Source organism: Bradyrhizobium sp. SRL28 (genome assembly GCF_018596315.1).
Taxonomy (GTDB): Bacteria; Pseudomonadota; Alphaproteobacteria; order Rhizobiales; family Xanthobacteraceae; genus Bradyrhizobium.
On sequence record NZ_JAHEAG010000041.1, the window covers coordinates 19429 to 35709 of the forward strand.

At 59.1% G+C, this 16281-nt stretch carries 18 protein-coding genes and 1 pseudogene; 6 read left to right on the forward strand and 13 right to left on the reverse strand.

Features of this window, described 5'->3' with window-relative positions; all coding sequences use genetic code 11:
- Window positions 1-8: 8 nt before the first annotated feature.
- The 4 genes from KIP88_RS38350 to lpxD form a co-directional block, all read right to left on the reverse strand.
- Window positions 9-635, reverse strand: coding sequence for an isoprenylcysteine carboxylmethyltransferase family protein (locus KIP88_RS38350; protein WP_214493397.1), 627 nt, complete (start codon window positions 633-635; stop codon window positions 9-11).
- Window positions 636-661: 26 nt separating this feature from the next.
- A complete protein-coding gene (locus KIP88_RS38355) occupies window positions 662-1711 on the reverse strand; it encodes an NAD-dependent epimerase/dehydratase family protein (RefSeq protein WP_214493367.1) in 1050 nt (349 codons plus the stop codon).
- Window positions 1712-1744: 33 nt separating this feature from the next.
- Window positions 1745-2257, reverse strand: coding sequence for a DUF962 domain-containing protein (locus tag KIP88_RS38360; RefSeq protein ID WP_214493368.1), 513 nt, complete (start codon window positions 2255-2257; stop codon window positions 1745-1747).
- An 861-nt stretch (window positions 2258-3118) separates the two neighbouring features.
- A complete protein-coding gene (gene lpxD, locus KIP88_RS38365) occupies window positions 3119-4129 on the reverse strand; it encodes a UDP-3-O-(3-hydroxymyristoyl)glucosamine N-acyltransferase (protein WP_214493398.1) in 1011 nt (336 codons plus the stop codon).
- A gap of 587 nt (window positions 4130-4716) precedes the next feature.
- Between lpxD and KIP88_RS38370 the strand changes: the two genes are divergently transcribed.
- Window positions 4717-5184, forward strand: a complete 468-nt coding sequence (locus KIP88_RS38370; protein ID WP_214493369.1) for a response regulator — start codon at window positions 4717-4719, stop codon at window positions 5182-5184.
- Window positions 5185-5863: 679 nt separating this feature from the next.
- Here KIP88_RS38370 and KIP88_RS38375 read toward each other — a convergent pair.
- A complete protein-coding gene (locus tag KIP88_RS38375) occupies window positions 5864-6205 on the reverse strand; it encodes a hypothetical protein (RefSeq protein WP_214493370.1) in 342 nt (113 codons plus the stop codon).
- A 422-nt stretch (window positions 6206-6627) separates the two neighbouring features.
- Between KIP88_RS38375 and KIP88_RS38380 the strand changes: the two genes are divergently transcribed.
- Together KIP88_RS38380 and KIP88_RS38385 are read left to right on the forward strand one after the other, a co-directional pair.
- A complete protein-coding gene (locus KIP88_RS38380; protein WP_214493371.1) occupies window positions 6628-6852 on the forward strand; it encodes a hypothetical protein in 225 nt (74 codons plus the stop codon).
- Window positions 6853-6857: 5 nt separating this feature from the next.
- Window positions 6858-7013 carry a hypothetical protein gene (locus tag KIP88_RS38385; RefSeq protein ID WP_214493372.1) on the forward strand — a complete coding sequence of 52 codons (156 nt, stop codon included), beginning with the start codon at window positions 6858-6860 and terminating at the stop codon, window positions 7011-7013.
- A 161-nt stretch (window positions 7014-7174) separates the two neighbouring features.
- On the opposite strand, the gene KIP88_RS38390 is transcribed toward KIP88_RS38385, so the two are convergent.
- The 3 genes from KIP88_RS38390 to KIP88_RS38400 form a co-directional block, all read right to left on the reverse strand.
- Complete coding sequence (locus tag KIP88_RS38390; RefSeq protein ID WP_214493373.1) at window positions 7175-7675, reverse strand: hypothetical protein; 501 nt, start codon at window positions 7673-7675, stop codon at window positions 7175-7177.
- Between the two features lie 254 nt (window positions 7676-7929).
- Window positions 7930-8427, reverse strand: coding sequence for a hypothetical protein (locus KIP88_RS38395; RefSeq protein WP_214493374.1), 498 nt, complete (start codon window positions 8425-8427; stop codon window positions 7930-7932).
- An 81-nt stretch (window positions 8428-8508) separates the two neighbouring features.
- Window positions 8509-8886, reverse strand: coding sequence for a DUF3597 domain-containing protein (locus tag KIP88_RS38400; protein WP_214493399.1), 378 nt, complete (start codon window positions 8884-8886; stop codon window positions 8509-8511).
- 404 nt (window positions 8887-9290) lie between these two features.
- Here KIP88_RS38400 and KIP88_RS38405 point away from each other — a divergent pair, with 404 nt between their 5' ends.
- From KIP88_RS38405 to KIP88_RS38415, 3 genes and pseudogenes are all read left to right on the forward strand, one after another.
- On the forward strand, window positions 9291-10082 hold the full coding sequence (locus KIP88_RS38405; RefSeq protein WP_214493375.1) for a trypsin-like serine protease: 792 nt from the start codon (window positions 9291-9293) through the stop codon (window positions 10080-10082).
- 338 nt (window positions 10083-10420) lie between these two features.
- On the forward strand, window positions 10421-11311 hold the full coding sequence (locus KIP88_RS38410; protein WP_214493376.1) for a hypothetical protein: 891 nt from the start codon (window positions 10421-10423) through the stop codon (window positions 11309-11311).
- A pseudogene (locus tag KIP88_RS38415) lies at window positions 11308-12038 on the forward strand (hypothetical protein). Before KIP88_RS38410 ends, KIP88_RS38415 begins: the two are co-directional and overlap by 4 nt.
- A gap of 360 nt (window positions 12039-12398) precedes the next feature.
- Here KIP88_RS38415 and KIP88_RS38420 read toward each other — a convergent pair.
- From KIP88_RS38420 to ligD, 5 genes are all read right to left on the reverse strand, one after another.
- Window positions 12399-12614 (reverse strand): hypothetical protein, encoded by a 216-nt coding sequence (locus KIP88_RS38420; RefSeq protein ID WP_214493378.1) that lies wholly within the window; start codon window positions 12612-12614, stop codon window positions 12399-12401.
- A gap of 652 nt (window positions 12615-13266) precedes the next feature.
- A complete protein-coding gene (locus KIP88_RS48300; RefSeq protein ID WP_308163734.1) occupies window positions 13267-14424 on the reverse strand; it encodes a lipocalin-like domain-containing protein in 1158 nt (385 codons plus the stop codon).
- Window positions 14425-14459: 35 nt separating this feature from the next.
- A complete protein-coding gene (locus KIP88_RS38430; protein ID WP_214493380.1) occupies window positions 14460-14597 on the reverse strand; it encodes a hypothetical protein in 138 nt (45 codons plus the stop codon).
- Window positions 14594-15229 carry a recombinase family protein gene (locus KIP88_RS38435; RefSeq protein ID WP_214493381.1) on the reverse strand — a complete coding sequence of 212 codons (636 nt, stop codon included), beginning with the start codon at window positions 15227-15229 and terminating at the stop codon, window positions 14594-14596. The genes KIP88_RS38430 and KIP88_RS38435 overlap by 4 nt, the downstream gene beginning before the upstream one ends.
- Window positions 15230-15286: 57 nt before the next feature.
- Window positions 15287-16180: a non-homologous end-joining DNA ligase gene (gene ligD, locus KIP88_RS38440; RefSeq protein WP_308163735.1), complete on the reverse strand. Its 894-nt coding sequence runs from the start codon at window positions 16178-16180 to the stop codon at window positions 15287-15289.
- Window positions 16181-16281 lie beyond the last annotated feature (101 nt).

Here is a 16281-nt window from a genome sequence, read left to right on the forward strand (position 1 = left end):
TACGGGCGTTAGGTGCGCGGCAGGAACGGAATCAGCATCGGAACGCGACGGCAATACGATCCATAGGCATCCGCACCGAGTTCAGCCGTGAGGAAGCCTTCCTCCATGCGGGCCTTCAACGACATCCCGAGCGAGATCAGCGCCGCACCCAGCATCGCGGTCACTGTTCCGACAGCAACACCAGTCACCAGCATCCCGAAGATAAGCCCCGTATAGATCGGGTGGCGCACCAGCCCGTATGGGCCGGTATCAATAACCTGATGGCCTTCCTTGTGCGTGATCGCGTTCGACCAGAAACGTCCGAGATGAATTCTCGCCCACCATGTGAACGAGATTCCGGCAAGGACAAGACCGGCCAGCACGTAAATGCCTAGGTCGCCGAACTGCCAGAACGGCTTTTCCCCCAGAATCTTGCCGGTCAATGGCAAGAAAAGAACGGCCCCTGCGAGAATCGGGAAGCGGTATTTGAGCGAGTCGCTGGTCATCACGTGTTTCTTGGTTTGACCGGACCAGAACGAGGCCAAAACCCAACTGATGACCCACAAAATCCAGATGATGGCGAGCAACTGCGTGGGCCAGGTCGCAGTCCAGCCACTCAAGGCGAAAGCAAACCAATGACCAGGATCGTGCAGCATGTTGCGGACCTTAGTGAGCGATTGGATCAGCCGCCAAACCGGCGCTCGATGTGAAACGATCGAGCGCGACTCCTCGGCGTTGAGCTCCATTCAGGCTGATGGTGGCCGGCATCAAGCAGATGCGCAATGGTTTCACGCAATACCGGTTCGACGGGGCCAGGCGAATAGCCGAGCTCTCGTTGCGCTTTTTCGATCGACAAGGCCCCTGCCCGCAATGCGATACGAACGCCCTCGGCCGTCCCGGACGGAGGCCGGCGCGTCACGTGATCGGCGATGAACTCCAGCGTTGCAGTGACCATTTCGGCGACCTTGCCGTTCACGTGAATGCACCGGACACGACGTCCGCTGATATCAGCCATGAGTTCGAGAACCTGTCTCAGCGGCATGCTTTCGCCGCCGAGAACGTAGCGATGTCCAGCGTGTCCGCGTTCCATGGCAAGGATCAGCCCTTCGGCGGCGTCGCGCACATCGACGAGGTTCACGACAAAATCAAGATGCAATTGAAGGCGTCGCTTGAGAAAATACCGGAGCATTGCCGTCGGCGGCGTAACGTTGTGATCGTAAGGCCCCACCGGCATGGTTGGACAGCCGATCACCACCGGGTACCCGGATGCGGCCGCCCGCATGGCGAACCGGTCGGCGAGCATTTTCGAGCGCGTGTATGGACCCGGCATGTCGTCTGGCAGGAGCGCATCGTCAGCGACAGGAACCATCGATGGTGAGGCACGGAACAGAATGGATTCCGTCGAGCAGTGCAGGAGGCGCTTTATGCCGCGCTTTCGCGCCGTCTCAATGACGATTTCGGTGCCACCGTAATTGACGGTGTGGAAATCAGCTTTTCGCGGCAGCCACATCCCCGGAAGGCCAGCCAGGTGATAGACCTCGTCGACCCCGTCCATTGCTCGGTCTACCAGGTCGCGATCAAGTACTGATCCACTGACATACTGAACCTGCGTCAGGGCGCCGGGTGGTGGCTGAAGATCGAGTACCCTCACCTGCCCATCTCGCGCGATCAGCGCCGCGACGAGGTGCTTTCCGATGAACCCACTGCCGCCTGTGACCAATATGCGCGTCATGCTGCGGGTATACTCAAGCTGAGCTATTTGAGATCACGATGTAGCACCTTGCGGATGCCCGTGAATGATGATGGCGAGATCGCGCCGAAAGCCCAGCGCGATAAGCAACTTTGCCATGACAAACATTGGTCCGAGCAAAAGATGGGTCGGATTGTCGACGAGTGCCGGCTGCCGTCGCTCGAACACGCGGTGGCCAATAATCTGCGATGCGACGCCAACGACAATCAGGATGGCCGTAAGTGACCACATGCCGGCTGTTGTCGCATGACCAACGATCACGGCGGCGGCTGAGAGCAACACGATCGCAGCCCCAAGGATCGCGGCTCCGAGCGCGAAGTCGAGCAGGAACCAGTAGATGAGCACCGGTACGACAGCGATGGTCGCCACGCTGGTCTGGAACCCAAATACGGTGATCGACCACAGGCTGAGCGGGAGAACGGCGGCCAGGAACAAGAACACGATGCCGAAGACATGCATCGCGCAATTCCAGGGGTCGCGATGATATTCAACGTAGTCCGCAAGCTGCCGCCGAAAATATGAACTCATTCGATGATCCCCTGTTCTGTCGGCACCCGCCGCTAGACTGAGTCAACCAGGAACCTGACACCCTTGCTTCGATGCCTTGAGTTAAACTTGGAAATCATCGTCAAGTCAAAGCGAGGCGGTATTTGCGGACCATTGACCGCCTAGGGCCTACCCTACACACAAATCATGCGGTAATTCAGGCAACTACCATGGTACGTGAGGTCCCCGGAACCAACACACCTTGCGACAATTCTTCCAGCAAACGGATTGCGTAATCCACCCCGATCGCAATTCACCTTTTCACCGAGACGTCGCTGCGGAGGAAGTTCGGGAACGCCCTGCCCTATCTGCGATCACGCCACGAGGTCTTCGTGCCGTCATTCCAGACCCACAAGCTGATGCGGCACTACCAAAGAACGCCGGGACTTAGGAGCACCGCGCAGCCGGTGTAATTGAAGCCATGCAATCCTTCCCCGACATCAAAGGTCGCCTGCACTCGACCTATCTGTGTGCCCCATGAGATTCGTCTAATTCGGTCAGGCCGGCGGCATTCAGTACGACGAATTGGCGCTGCATTTGGTCCAAGAACTTTAAGTAGCGCTTTCGCCGACTGTGACACGCGACCGTGATCTCGTGAATTGCCCCTTAGGACAATAGCCGCGACGGATGCTCGGGCTGTACGGCAGATCCGAGTTCGAGAGCCTGCACTAGCATCAGCACGACGAGGGTCAGTTCTATGCTATGCCTTCGCATGACGGCGAGGAATTGGTAACTCGCCGCTGCCCGTTCGCCGGTCATCGGGGGCGGATCAACATACATGGCGTGATGCGCATGATTTGCCCTCGGCGCCCAATCACATGCCGCTTTTCAATACAAACCGTCTTATCCTTCTTTCTTTGCCATCTTCTTGAGCGTGGCAATCTGTCGGAAAAAGTCCTTTATTGGCTGAGCAGGGCTTCCAAGCACTCTTGCGCCTGGAGCAATATCCGAAATGACGCCAGCCTGCGCTCCGACCTCCGCACCTTCACCAATCCGAAGATGCCCGGCCATGGCCGCCTGCCCTCCGACTCGGACGAAATCCTCAAGCACGGTTGAACCCGAAATACCGACCTGTGCGACGATGACACAACACCGGCCGAGCAAAACATTGTGGCCGATCTGCACGAGGTTATCGAGACGCGAGCCGGCGCCAATCACGGTGTCTCGCGATGATCCTCGATCAATCGTCGTATTAGCGCCAACTTCGACGTCGTCTTCAAGAATGACCCGCCCAAGCTGGGGGACAGTGAGAAATCCACCTTTGACGGAGGCGAATCCGAACCCTTCTTGTCCGATCCGAGCGCCGGGATAGACGTAAACGCGTGCTCCCAAAAGCGCATGGCTTAGACTCGCATGTGCGCCAATCCGGCAGTCCCGACCGACAATCACGCCGCTTCCGATAACCGCGCAGGGTCCGATCCGACAGCCGGGTCCTATCTCTGCCCCGGTCTCAATCACAGACAGCGGCCCGACCTCCGTCGACGGATCGACGAGCGCCCCCTCCGCCACAATTGCGGACGGATGGATACCGGGAGAAACCGACGGCACCGGATAGAACAGTGCAGCAACGCGTGCCCAAGCAGCGTATGGTTCAATTGTTCGGATGGCCACGGTTCCCGTCGGCACTCGCGCTGCCATATCGGGATGCACGATCACAGCACCGGCCAACGTCTGATCCAGTGCCGAAGCGTAACGCTGGTTGTCCAGAAAACTCACTTCATTCGGGCCAGCCGTTTGCAAAGGGGCCACACCTTCGAGGAGTAGTTCGAGGTCATCCGCAGTCCCCCGTGCCGTGTCTGTGACCACCCCAAGTGGATATGGCCCACTACGGCGAAAGAACCTTGCGTTGCCCATAATTGCTTCAACCATATCACGTTCCCCGCTCGCGAGCCGAAATCGCACCGCTTCCCAAGCTTTCAGCCAGAAGGCAGCAGTGTAACAGCCCAATTACATTCCTTCCGACTTCGCAATGATCGCAAGGCTCTCAAGTTGGTTCGCGAGCGCGGTCCAGCTACGGGAAATGTTGTTATGCACGGCGGATCGGCGGGCTGAACTCCGCTGATCCGCTCCCAAGAGCTTCTGTTCTGCAGCGTAGGCTCTGCATTGTTCGACTGTGGGCATTTGCTGCCTTCCGTGTCCGAGGGCAACATGCTACGCCCTTTTGCCGGCCGTACCTATTTTTCCCGATGGACGCGATAGATCGGACGCCGCTCCATCAGCGATGCTGACGTTCTTCGATCAAGATGATGACGCCATGCGCGCTGGCTGCTGAACAGCCATTTCCTAGTAATACTCAACCAAGCCAAAGAACCTCTTGCGGTTGTGCGGACCCAAGGGTTCCCGATCTGGAACGGCGAGCCATTGGCCATCAGGACAAGTTGACAATTCGGATCGGGTTCACTTTTTAAGGGCCTCCAAGACGTGTCGGTGACAGGTCAGGGATGTCAAAAGATCGCAACCGCGTTTTAGTTGTCGATGATGACCTCGGGATGCTGAGGGCAGTACAGAGACTGCTACGGCAGCTCGATTACGAACCCATCCTGTTTTCATCCGCGCAGGCTTTCAAAAGCTATACCGAGTTCGAGAAGGCGGCTTGCGTCATCCTTGACATCAATCTGAACGATGGGTCGGGGATAGAGTTGAGGCATCACCTCAATGACGCAGGGGTTGCTGTGCCGGTTATTTACATTAGCGGCAATGAAGATCTTGCCGTTCGCAGAGCTGCGTTGAACTCTGGATGTATCGCATTTCTCAACAAACCCTTCTCCACGCAGGAACTGATTGAGATGCTAAAGAAAGCATCGACAGTCGCTATAGGCTCGGTCAATCTGACGCGATGGGGTTCCGATTGGTTGGGGTCCTTCTCAGCGCGTGAAGAAATGGGGGGACCGCGCGACCGCACCTACTGAGAATATTTGGTTTGAGTAAATCCATGGGTGCAGTTGCAGCCAGCGCCACCGTGTTCTCGGGGCAACATCTCTATTGTTCCGTCCAAGGGAACGAAACTCTGGGCTCGTCCTGCGCCTCGCTCAATGCAAGGCTGTCGAAGACCGGGGCGTGGTCATTCAGTAAGCAATCTATTTCGAGAAGCCGGGCGCGGCCCGCAGAGCGTGAATGCTCTGCGGGATATTTTTGCGATCAGCCTCCACGGTTCGCTATCGGTCACCGGGGCGCGGCTGGAGCAGTCGCAGGTTGCTGGGTCGTTGGAGGCGCCAGAGCCGGGGCCGCAGCAGGTCGCGCCGTGCCAGGGGCGACAGCAGGTCGCGCGCGTGGCTCACAGCGACCGTTCACCATGCGCATTTTTCGAGCGCTGCATTTGCGGACCGCGGCACGCACCTTGGTGTTAGATACGCAGATGCCATCGACTAGTTGACGTCCCAGACCACATCCTTGGCGAATCAGAATGACCGAATTGTCTGGCTGCTGAAGTGGGACGTACGGCATACTTTGTGCTGAGGACGCAACGCACAGCGCGAGTGCAATGACGGTGGGTCTGATCATTTGCGTCCTCTCCAGTTGTTACAGAAAACCATGCCGATGACTTCACCCTCGGCTTCGAGCACTCATAGGCCAGCGGCGTCGCGTTGCTCAGTAGTTCGGGCAAACCCAGTTGCCGTAGGCGTCGTAGCCGCAACCGCTGCGGTAGTAGGCCCCCGTCGCAGCTGCGCCGACTGCAGCCGCACCGACTGCCGCGGCACCGACACCGTAGCCGCGATAGCCGTAGCGTCCGCCGCGCACAGCGACCGCACCACCCCGATATCCTCGAGCAGCGACAGCGCCGCCGCGGGGTCCTCGAACTGCGACAGCGCCGCTGCCGTGGAAGCCTCCAGCGCGCATACCGCCGCCGCGTCGGGCGGACGCGTCATTGGGAGTGAACGTAACCAGCAGCAGGGTTGCGGCTGCCGAAGCGATGAGAATTCGACGCAACATAGCGTTCTCCTTCTTCGAGAGGAAAGCCGCGGACACCTGCACATCGCAACGAACCGCGCGCTGTCCGAAGCCTCGCTCGCGGGAGCTTCGCGCCCTTGACTTGGATCAAACAAATCTCGCGTTCATCTACGTGAACGCCCGTTCCATCGCGGAATGCTTCCAGTAACTTGAAGCTTGATCCAACGCTGAACGCGGCACTCGGTAACACAGTACTGGAAACAGCCTTCACACTGACGCTACAGTCCGAGGCGTCCTACTGCGACACAATAGGAGCGAAACAAGATGGCTGAGACCGTCTCCATTGAGTCGCCAAGCCTGTCTTTCGACCGCAGGGTCAGGAAGCGCGCACCGTCAGTGCATCCGCACTCGCGCTGCACCTCGATTGCAGCCGGACCTACATCGGCAAGCTCGAAGCCGAAGGCGTGATCCAGCGGCAAGGCGACGGCTTTGCGCTCGACCACAGCCGCGTTGCCTACCTGCGATACTTGCGGCGTGAGCGGTGGCAATCGCCACGCAGTGAGGCAGACGCTGATCACGTCAAGGTCAAGACCGAGATGCTGCAACTGCGGCTGATGGAGAAGCGGTGCGAACTGGTGCGCCGGGACGATGCCGATGCGTTGATCGACAGCATGCCGGTGTCACTCTGACCGCCTTGTCGAGCCTGCCTGCGCGGTGTGCGCCGCGTGGCGATCTGGCGATCCGGCGCAGCATCGAGCGCGTCGTGTTCGAGGTGCGGACCGAGATCGCCAACACCTGCCTTGAGATGGCCGACAAGAACGGCGAGCCGCCGTTGGAGCAACAGGTCTGACGATGTGGACTGCCACGAAACCCGATGTGAAGTCCGCTTCCGGGAGCGTGGCAGACCAATTGTGCTCAAAGCGATTTGTTTGGGTTTTGACCCCAACCGGACCTTGGCCTAATCTCTGCCCAACGCGGATACAGCGGGCTCTTGCGGGCCGCACGCATGCGCTACGCGGTTCGGGATGAACCCTGCATGACGCGCTTGACCACCATGGCCGCGATGCCCGCGAGCACGGCCTTTGCCTGCGGGGACGCAAGTATGTCGATAATCGGGTTCGACGGTTGGGCTTGCTCTTGAGGCTGGGCGTCGCCACTGGCGAGGATATCCCGGAGCTGACCGGGCTTCCCATGCAGATCGGTGAGCACCTCGCCCAGTTCCTTCGGTTCGGGGGCCACTTGTCCCGGAAGCGCCACGCCGCGCGCCGCGGCTCGCTGCTGCAGCATCTTCACGAACGCCGCCCGCTCTTCCGGCGAAAGCTTGCCCAACGCTTCTATCGCTGCCTGCGCGTACTGGTCAGGCGGCACGGCGTGTGAGACATCACCATACCGATTGAGAACCTCTTGATCGGAATAACCCTCCGACGGATCTCCTTGTTCGTATCGATCAACGAAATCGCTGTACTCTTTCTGGCGTTGCCCACCGGCGAGTAATTCGTCAAGCATTCCCATGTGCAATACTCCTTTGAACATCGATTGCCGACATGCGCTTGCAGTTTATATTTCAAGCTAGCGCCCAGGATGCCGCAGCATCAAGGGAGAGGCGCCTTAGTTTTAGACCGCGCCGAAGAGATTCGTTGATCTCGATCAATGTCTGTTTCCCACATCTGCTCGACTAGGTCCCAGACAGGGCTCGCGGCCCTGGATGGTGAAAACGCGGTGCTGCGCCACCATTGTCCTGAATCAGCGGCAGATTTAGCAGCCTATCAAGCACCGAGGGCGCTGGAAATTTCGACTAAGGTCGCCTTCTCGGCTTCACTTACCTGAACGCCGCCAAGGCCGAGCAAGCCGCCTCCCTCGCTCGCCGCTTCGGCGGTACTTTGGCTAATCTGACGAAGCCAGCTTTTGAAGGCTGCAGCGTCGCTCGGTGCCTTTGTCGCCAACATCGCCGAAACCTGGCGTAGAGCTTCGATAGACTTCGTTTTGACCTCTGCAGGTTTGCTGCTGGCGAGCTTGGTCTTAAGGCTATCGCGCGCAGCGCTTCGGGCCTCGCTCGTGGAAAAATCCGTCGCGAGAGCCTTCACCAACGAATTGCTACCGGGATCGGCCATGGCTTTCGCTAGCGCATTGCCGCTTGCGAATGATTCCTTCAACAAACCCCACAGGCCACTTGGATCGGCAGCGGTGATTGCCATGCCCGCCATCATCGGACTCTCGAGCAGCAGCGTCCACTCATCCTTTGTAAAGCTTGATTTGTCTGCCATGACTAACTCACCTCATAACATTTGAAAGCAGCGTTGGATTCTCGACCGCCCTTGGGAGCGGAGCGGTCCCAAATTCTTCGGTCAATGCTTCAGATCCGCAGGCACTTTCCCGCCATTCGCCGCAATTTTGGTCATGACCTGTTTGTGCAGCCAGACGTTCATCGTTGCGGAATCGTTCGTGTCGCCTGTGTACCCCAGCTCCTTGGCAAGGTCCTTACGCGCGCTCAGGCTGGAGTCGAGGTCGAGAGCTTTCATCAAATCGACGATTGACGTTCGCCATTGCAATTTTTCCTTCTTGGCGGCCACCGCGCTATCGAGAATGGGTGCGATATCGATCGCTTGCGCCGGCGCTGAAGGATTTGCGCCGCCCGAACTCGGAGCGCTTGTGGTAGCATCCGCCGATGCTGCTTCCGCCTTCGTGCCGAAAATTGCGCCCTTGATTTTGTCAAATATGCTCATGAGAACCTCTCCATTCAACGCGCCTGTTCGCCAATGAGGGCGGGAAGTACATTTCTGCAGTGTTGACGTGTGTCAATGAACCGCGTTCCGCGAATTATCGCCGCACCACTTCCAGCAATGATTGAAACATCAAGGAAAGTTGGTACCCACACGGTTCTCAAGCGGAAAGCTGACCTCGAAAGAATGCATATAGGGCAAGGCTTCTGACCTTGGCACCCGTACGATTCGGCGTTCACCGAAAACAGCTGGGCGTTCGAGCCGACACTATCGCCGGAGGTCGTCGCCGCCGCAGGCCTCCCAATCCGAAGGTCAGCGGCACCTTAGGACAATGGCGCCGAATTTATATTGAGTTCAGTATTGATCGGATCAGCTCAATAGCTGTCGAAGCTCCTGTGGAGAGTTCAGTGAGGTCGATTGTCGGAATAATTCTCGCGCTTACCACATTGCAAATGCCGTCGGCCCCAGCAAAAGAACTCGAACGCACCGCTATCTTTCTGGAGTTTTGTACCGGCACTCGGATCGCCGACAAAATCGTCCTTACTGCCTACCACTGCCTTGGAAACAGGATTCCAAAGTGGGCGAGCGGCGGCGGCGTTAAGATCAAGGTCGCTGATCACGTGATTTCACCACTGGCGCGCGAAACGAAAATCGACGTAACCCATGATGTCGCTCTGCTCTACCTCGAAAAATCTCTTCCTGCGGATGTTCCGATAGTGCCGCTCGCCAGTCGCGGCCAACAATTCGAAAAATACGTGCGCTTAGGTTATGGCTTCCGCGCCGGGCGGGATGGATGGATTCATGACGACGCTATCGGAATCCTCAAAGTTGATGAAGTTGTTTTCTGGGACAAGAACCCCAGCGAGAAAGGCAAGTTAAAATTCGCACAGCCCGTAAATCGCACTTGTCCTGGAGATTCGGGCGGTCCGACGCTCGGCCTCGAAAACGGAGATTGGTACGTCGTTGGCGTCACATCACGTGTAATGCCTGATATGCGTCATCGCTTCTCTTGGATCATTCCGCTCATCCGAGGCAAAGAGCTGCCGGACTACGCGCGCTACTGCGGTGAGTATTATACCTCTGAGAGGGTAACCGAAAATCTTGAGTTCCTGATCAAGGGAGTTCAAACGCTTGTCGCTCGGTACCCGCAGGTCGGGTCGTCACTCCCAGGTAGAGCATCCTCGCGACGTCGAAAGTAGCGGAGAAGGGAAGCGGACATGGGACACAGGTTCCCAAAGAACGAGGTGACAAACGCGAATTCCTTGGGGTTGGCATGGGCGGACCAGCCGTCCGAGCTGCGTTCGCCCCTGGCTGCGAGGACGTCCTGCTTCAAACCACACCATGTTCCGGGCGGTCAGTGTTGCGCTTCCATCGGGGCTGACCGCGACCATCACGGATCTGTCACCCTATTGATCCAGATCAAGAGGCCCTTCGCGCACGCAGGCTTGGTTTTTGCCTTCGCTACTTTTTGCGCAGAGTACATCATAACATGGGCAGAAACGGCAGGTCGGACCAGAATGAACTGCAGGTGCGGCGTGTGATCGACGTGCCGCTTCGTGAGGTGTCGGGCATTTGCCTACGCCGCAGCCGCGCCGGCCGGATGTCATTGATCGCGGTCGGCGACCGGATAGCGAAGATCGCCTGGTTTTCACTTTCGCGCAGCGATGGCTCCCGGATCGACTGGCATACGAAGAGCATTGCGAAGCTCTCGGGTTCGGAGCTTCCTAAGCATGACCCTCAGATCGAGGCTGTCTGTGCCGACGGCGGAGGGCGCGTCTTGCTGCTCCAGGAAACACCTCCGCGTGTCGAACTCATCGACACCCTGGCGCTGGAGACAGTTGCTTCGATTGATCTCGTGGTGGAAGGGCGTGGCGAATTCGCGCGAGCATGGTCCGATCCGAACGGATCTCGAGGCGAAGGAGTGGTGATGTTGCCCGGCGGGCATTTGCTCGTCGCCAAGGAGAAGAAGCCAGCGGCCCTCCTCGAGTTTGGCCCGCCCGACTCCCACTCGCGAGGCCTCGCCCGCGGCGGCGCACTGCCGGACGGCGCACAGTGGCCGATCAGAAAAGGCCGTCATCGGTTCGTGGCCGTGGCAATCTGGCGTCCAGACAAGGCACTTGCCAGAACTTGTGCGGACTTCAGTGACCTAGAGATAGGTCCGGATGGCCATCTCTATCTGCTCAGCGACAAGTCATTCACGATTGCCCGGCTCGATAATCTCCTGGCAGGCGGCGGAACTGCCTCGCTAATCGATGCATGGCATCTCGGTGATCTAGATGGCAAGCCGGAAGGCCTCGCATTCACCCCGCAGGGGCGTCCCATCGTCGGGCTTGATAGGCGCAAGGCGCGCCGAAATCTCGTCCTGCTTGAGCCGGCGATTGCGCAGTCGCGGCCCCGTCACTGGGCGCCAACCAAGCTAAACGAATGATCACCCTGACCAAAGTCCGCCAACTCGACCTTTCAGCTACTACCTCGGGGCGCCCCTTACATTTGAGTGCCGCGAGCGGACTCGTGTGCCTTAATTCTTTCAATTACGTCGTCGCCGATGACGAACTTCACCTCGGCGTGTTTCGCGCGAACTCCCATGAACCTGGTGACCTGGTTAGGCTTTTCGAAGGTGAATTGCCTTCTTGCAGTGCGGATCGCAAGAAGCAAAAGGCCGACTTTGAAGCACTCACACTCCTTCCCAGTTTCGGAAATTACCCCTATGGCGCACTCTTGGCGTTCGGTTCGGGCTCAAGGCCCAATCGTCGTTTGGGCGCTCTGCTCGGACTGGACGCACAGGGTGCCGTGCGCGGGTTCCCCCGGGTCGTCGATTGTTCGCCTATTCTTGCTTCCCTCGACCGAGAAGTTGCTGGGCTAAATATTGAAGGCGCGGTCGTTAGCGGCACCGAGTTGCGATTGTTCCAGCGCGGAAATCAGCGGAATTCCGATTTCAGCTTTCGACATTCCTTGAGGCATTGAGTTCAGAGCAGACTGCGCCGCTCGCGCCCTTAGCCATCAACACGTTTGATCTTGGGCAGATCGAGGGAATTCCGCTTTGCTTCACCGACGCGGCGGCTCTTCCCGATGGTACAATGGTGTTTACAGCTGTCGCGGAAAGCGCCGACGACAACTACAACGATGGAGCTTGTGCCGGCGCGGCCGTAGGCTGATGATTTCGAAATCCCGGCTGCTCTGTTCTCGGCTGCAATAGTCAAATGACTTCGAGCCAATGGTCTCCTAGGATACCGCTCGACGTGCCGTGCTTGGCGGCCAGCTCGGCCGGAAAGCCCGCAACTGTCAGCGCATCGGCACTGGCGCAAATCGCAAATGATGGCTCAAGAACTTCGACCCGAGCTGATCCTGCTGCTAAATACGCAGCCCTAGACACTTGCTGCCGAAGGCGCGGACATGCCGCGGTTAGGCCCCATTGAATTTGGGGTCCTTCGGGCCGGGCCGCGCGCGCCGGGACCGCGAGACGGCACACATTCAAGATGTTTGCCCGGACGATTTTCCGGGTTGCGTTGCGATCGTCACCGCTCGCGCTGCGCCCGCATCGCGGCGACGAATGCCTTGCCCTCGTTCAACCATGTATCGAGCGGCAGATCGTTGAGCCGTTCTACCAGCATCATCTTGGTACCGGCCTGCTCGTGGTCATCAAATTCGAAACACCAACAGCCTTTGCCTTTGTGGTACAGCTTCAGGCAGGGGTCGCCGATCAGGTGGACGACCGTGTCTGTGTTGAACATCGTCAGTTATAGCTTTCGTTCGATGACCCGGACGACCGCGTCATAGGCGGTGGTGACACTTGCAGCGGCATTGGTTGTCGGAACGCCTGAGATCAACTCCGGGAGCCATCTCGACATCGCTGCCGATTGAGTGACTGCCCGGCGTCTTCCGACCCTGGCATCACTGCGCGGCCTCGACGTGACTGGTCGCCCAACGAAAAGCCCGGCGAGCATGCCGGGCGATCGGAGGTATGGTCACGTCATGAAGCGCGAGAATTAAACATCAAGTGCGGGCCTAGCGTCGGTTCGCTTTGTGACACTGAGGCCCCGTAAGACTACGGTGCCGCCGGCACTTCCGCCCTCTTGTCCGCATTGCACTACCGAAATGTGGCTCAAGATAACGGATGAAAATAAGCCACAAACGGGCACGCGCGCCTACCGCTGCCCAGCCTGCGGCACCGTAACAACGATGCCCGCTGAGACACCAAGACGCGCGCAGAAGTAGGGCCGCCTCAGTTGGAGGCCTTCATACGCGAGTGGGATGACCACAGCTCCAGCGTCGCGGACGCGGGAGGCAGTCGAAGCGAACGTCATCACCACACGCGGACAGGCGACCGATAGCGGACGGCATCGCGTCATCGTCTCCGACGCGGACGATGGCATGGCAAGCTGGTCACTTCGCCCGCTTAAACACCAACTCCAGCGTCACACCCGCGGGTGTGCGCGGGTTCGTGAGCTTCAATTCCTCGTCGGTAATCGACGTGACGATCCGGCGCTGATTGGGCGCTCCGACGAGATTCGGAACCGAACTCGTCTCGATGTTGAGGTGAGCCGTCTTCGTGCTTTCGTCCAGCGTGTAGGTTCCGGTGTAGGCAACCACGCCCGACGCAACGGCCATGGCTTCCTCGGGGGACGGTCGTGCTGGATCGCCCGACGCATACTTCGGCACCTCGGTGCGCACCGTGATGAAGTGGAAGCGGCCGTCGGCCGTGTAGGTCACCGCGCCCTGGGCGCTTGGCCGCGGCACGGCGCTGCCATCCTCACGCTTACCTGTGCTGGACACGTAAATCCACGTGCCGACGAGTTGATCCTTGAGTGACTTCCCTTGCGCCACGCTGTTGCTTGGGAAAGCAGGAATTGTGACCAACGCGATTGCACAAAGGCCAAATACGCAACGCCTGTTCATGAGACCCCCTAAAGTTGGTCCAACCACGATACAACAAAAGCTGGTGGCCAGACCAGTTTCGCATTCATGGCAGCGTCGCGCCTTGCAGGATCGGGGGATGAGCCGCCTAGCGGCGGCAATGGCAACCCGCACTGGCACCGAACAAGCCGGGAGATGGGCGACACCGGCGCGACCGGGACCGCAGCCGAAGGCACAGGGAACCGTCCAGCACGCCGGAAGCGCAGAGCTACAGGACACTGGGCAACTCGGCGGCCTGCTCATGCAGGAGTACGACATGGCGGAATGTCTGCGGTCAATCACTGGTAACGATAATCGTCCTGCGCGGCGAGGCCGCCCATCACCGCCGCGCCACGGAGGCCGTACATCGGTGTTTCCTTGGATCAGCCCGCGACGCACGATCTCCTCGCGCGGTATGCCGGTCAGGCGATGCGTGCGCTCGATCATGTCGTTGATGTGCTGGATGATCGGTTTGCCCCGGGCCTGATAATCCTGCGGCGAGAGGACGCCGAAATCTCGAAGAAAGGGGCAGAACGTCGGCGGGATCTCGGAGATATAGGCCCATAACTGGTACAGGAGTCCCAGACCGAACAAATCCCGACATATCCCCCCGGTGGTCACCCACCCCCGGCTGGCGACGTTGGTCATGGATCACACGGCCTCGCCGACGCGCGTGAGCGCCTTCATGACAACCCCTCCAGCCTGCGCTGCACGCGCAGGGTAATCAGGTTGGTTTCGTCATCACCGTTCACGCGCGGAACGATGTGATGATGGTGCAGATCGCTGATTGCCCCGCAGGCGACGCAGAATGTCAACCTCATGATGACAGCAGCCCGAGACGAACCAGTGCGGCCTGGACCGACGGTGCATTCCAAGGCTTGCCGCTCCAGCTCTTGATGCCACGGCGATCCAGCTCGGCGGCAATGGCCCGTAAGCTCAAGCCCGCCAGCTCCCGCAGGATCGGCTCGATCAGCACGTCACGCTCGGCGGCGGCGGCCAGTAGCTGCGGATTGCCGAGCTGCTTGCCCTGCGCCTTCTTGGCAGCGAGCGCATCGCGGGTGCGGCGAGAAATCAAGGCCCGCTCTTTCTCGGCCAGCGCGGCGTACAGATGCAGCAGGAACGGATCGACATCGGCACCCAGCTCGGTGACGACGAACGGCACCTTTTGCGCCATCAAGCCGCTGATGAAGTGAACGTCGCGGGAAAGCCGATCGAGCTTGGCGACCGCTACCGGGCACTTGCGCTTTCTGGCCTCGGCCAGCGCCGCCGCCAGCTGCGCGCGCTTGTCGAGCGCATCAGCTCCCTTGCCAGTCTCGACCTCGACGAACTCACCCATGATTTCGTGGCCCTCGCCCTCAGCAAACCGGGCAATGGCGGCGCGCTGTGCTTCGAGGCCGAGGCCGGACTTGGCCTGCTTGCCGGTGGAAACGCGGATGTAGGAGATAATTCCCATGATTATGACGCCCCGCTGTAATGCTTATGAAGATAAGGCCGCGGCGTGATCAGAGGCCTATTTCCGAGACAGTCCCTTAAACGAGCTGGCCCTTAGAAGACCTTCTGCGGTGATGTCCCGGTACTCAACATCGGCATAGAACTTTGGCTCAACCCATGTGGCCTTCGGCTTCTTGATGGGCTTGGTGAGCTTGGACTTCGGGCTCACCACGTTGTCCAGCTGCTTGCGAATTTGACTGGAGACCGTGCGCGACCAGCCGGCGCCAACCTTCCCCATAGAGACCAGCTCTTTTCCTTCCCGCTTGCCGAGATAGAGAGCGGCAACGCCCGATGGGTCTTTGACAAAACCGACAACAGGGAATTTCCCCTTCTGCACGGCCTTGATCTTCAGCCAGTTCTCATTGCGCTCCGACCGATACGGTGCGTCCGCCCGCTTGGATATGATGCCTTCCCAATTCAGCTTGGCCGCATGCTCAAACATCTTCTGACCGTCGCCCACGAGATGCTCGGAAAAAAGCACCGGAAGTTCGATGTCGTTTTCGCCGAGCAGATCCAGCAGCGCCTGCTTGCGCTCAATCTGCGGCCGCTTGCGAAGGTCCCCGTCACGCCAGAGGAGATCGAAGGCGTAGTAGACGAGCCGGCCCTGCCTGCCCGCGGCTAGCTCTGCCTGAAGTTCGGAAAAGTTGGTGCGCCCTTCATGGACAACTACCACCTCCCCGTCGATGATGGCTTCACCTGGTATGGCGAGCGCGCCGGCAATCTCGGTAAAGCGCTTGGTCCAATCCAGCCCGTTGCGGGTGAAGACTTTCTTTCGTCCCCGATTGAGATGGACCTGCACGCGGTAGCCGTCGTACTTGATCTCATGAAGCCACTGATCGCCCTGGGGCGCTTTGGTCTTCAGGGTGGCGAGCTGGGGTTTAATGAACCCCGGCATCTCGATATGCTTTGGCACTCGGGAAACTCACAAACGCCCGCCGCACCTTGGGGGCTATGGCGAGCATTTTACTTACTTCCCGAAAAGCTCGAACAATCAGGGGACGTGACCGCTCTCTC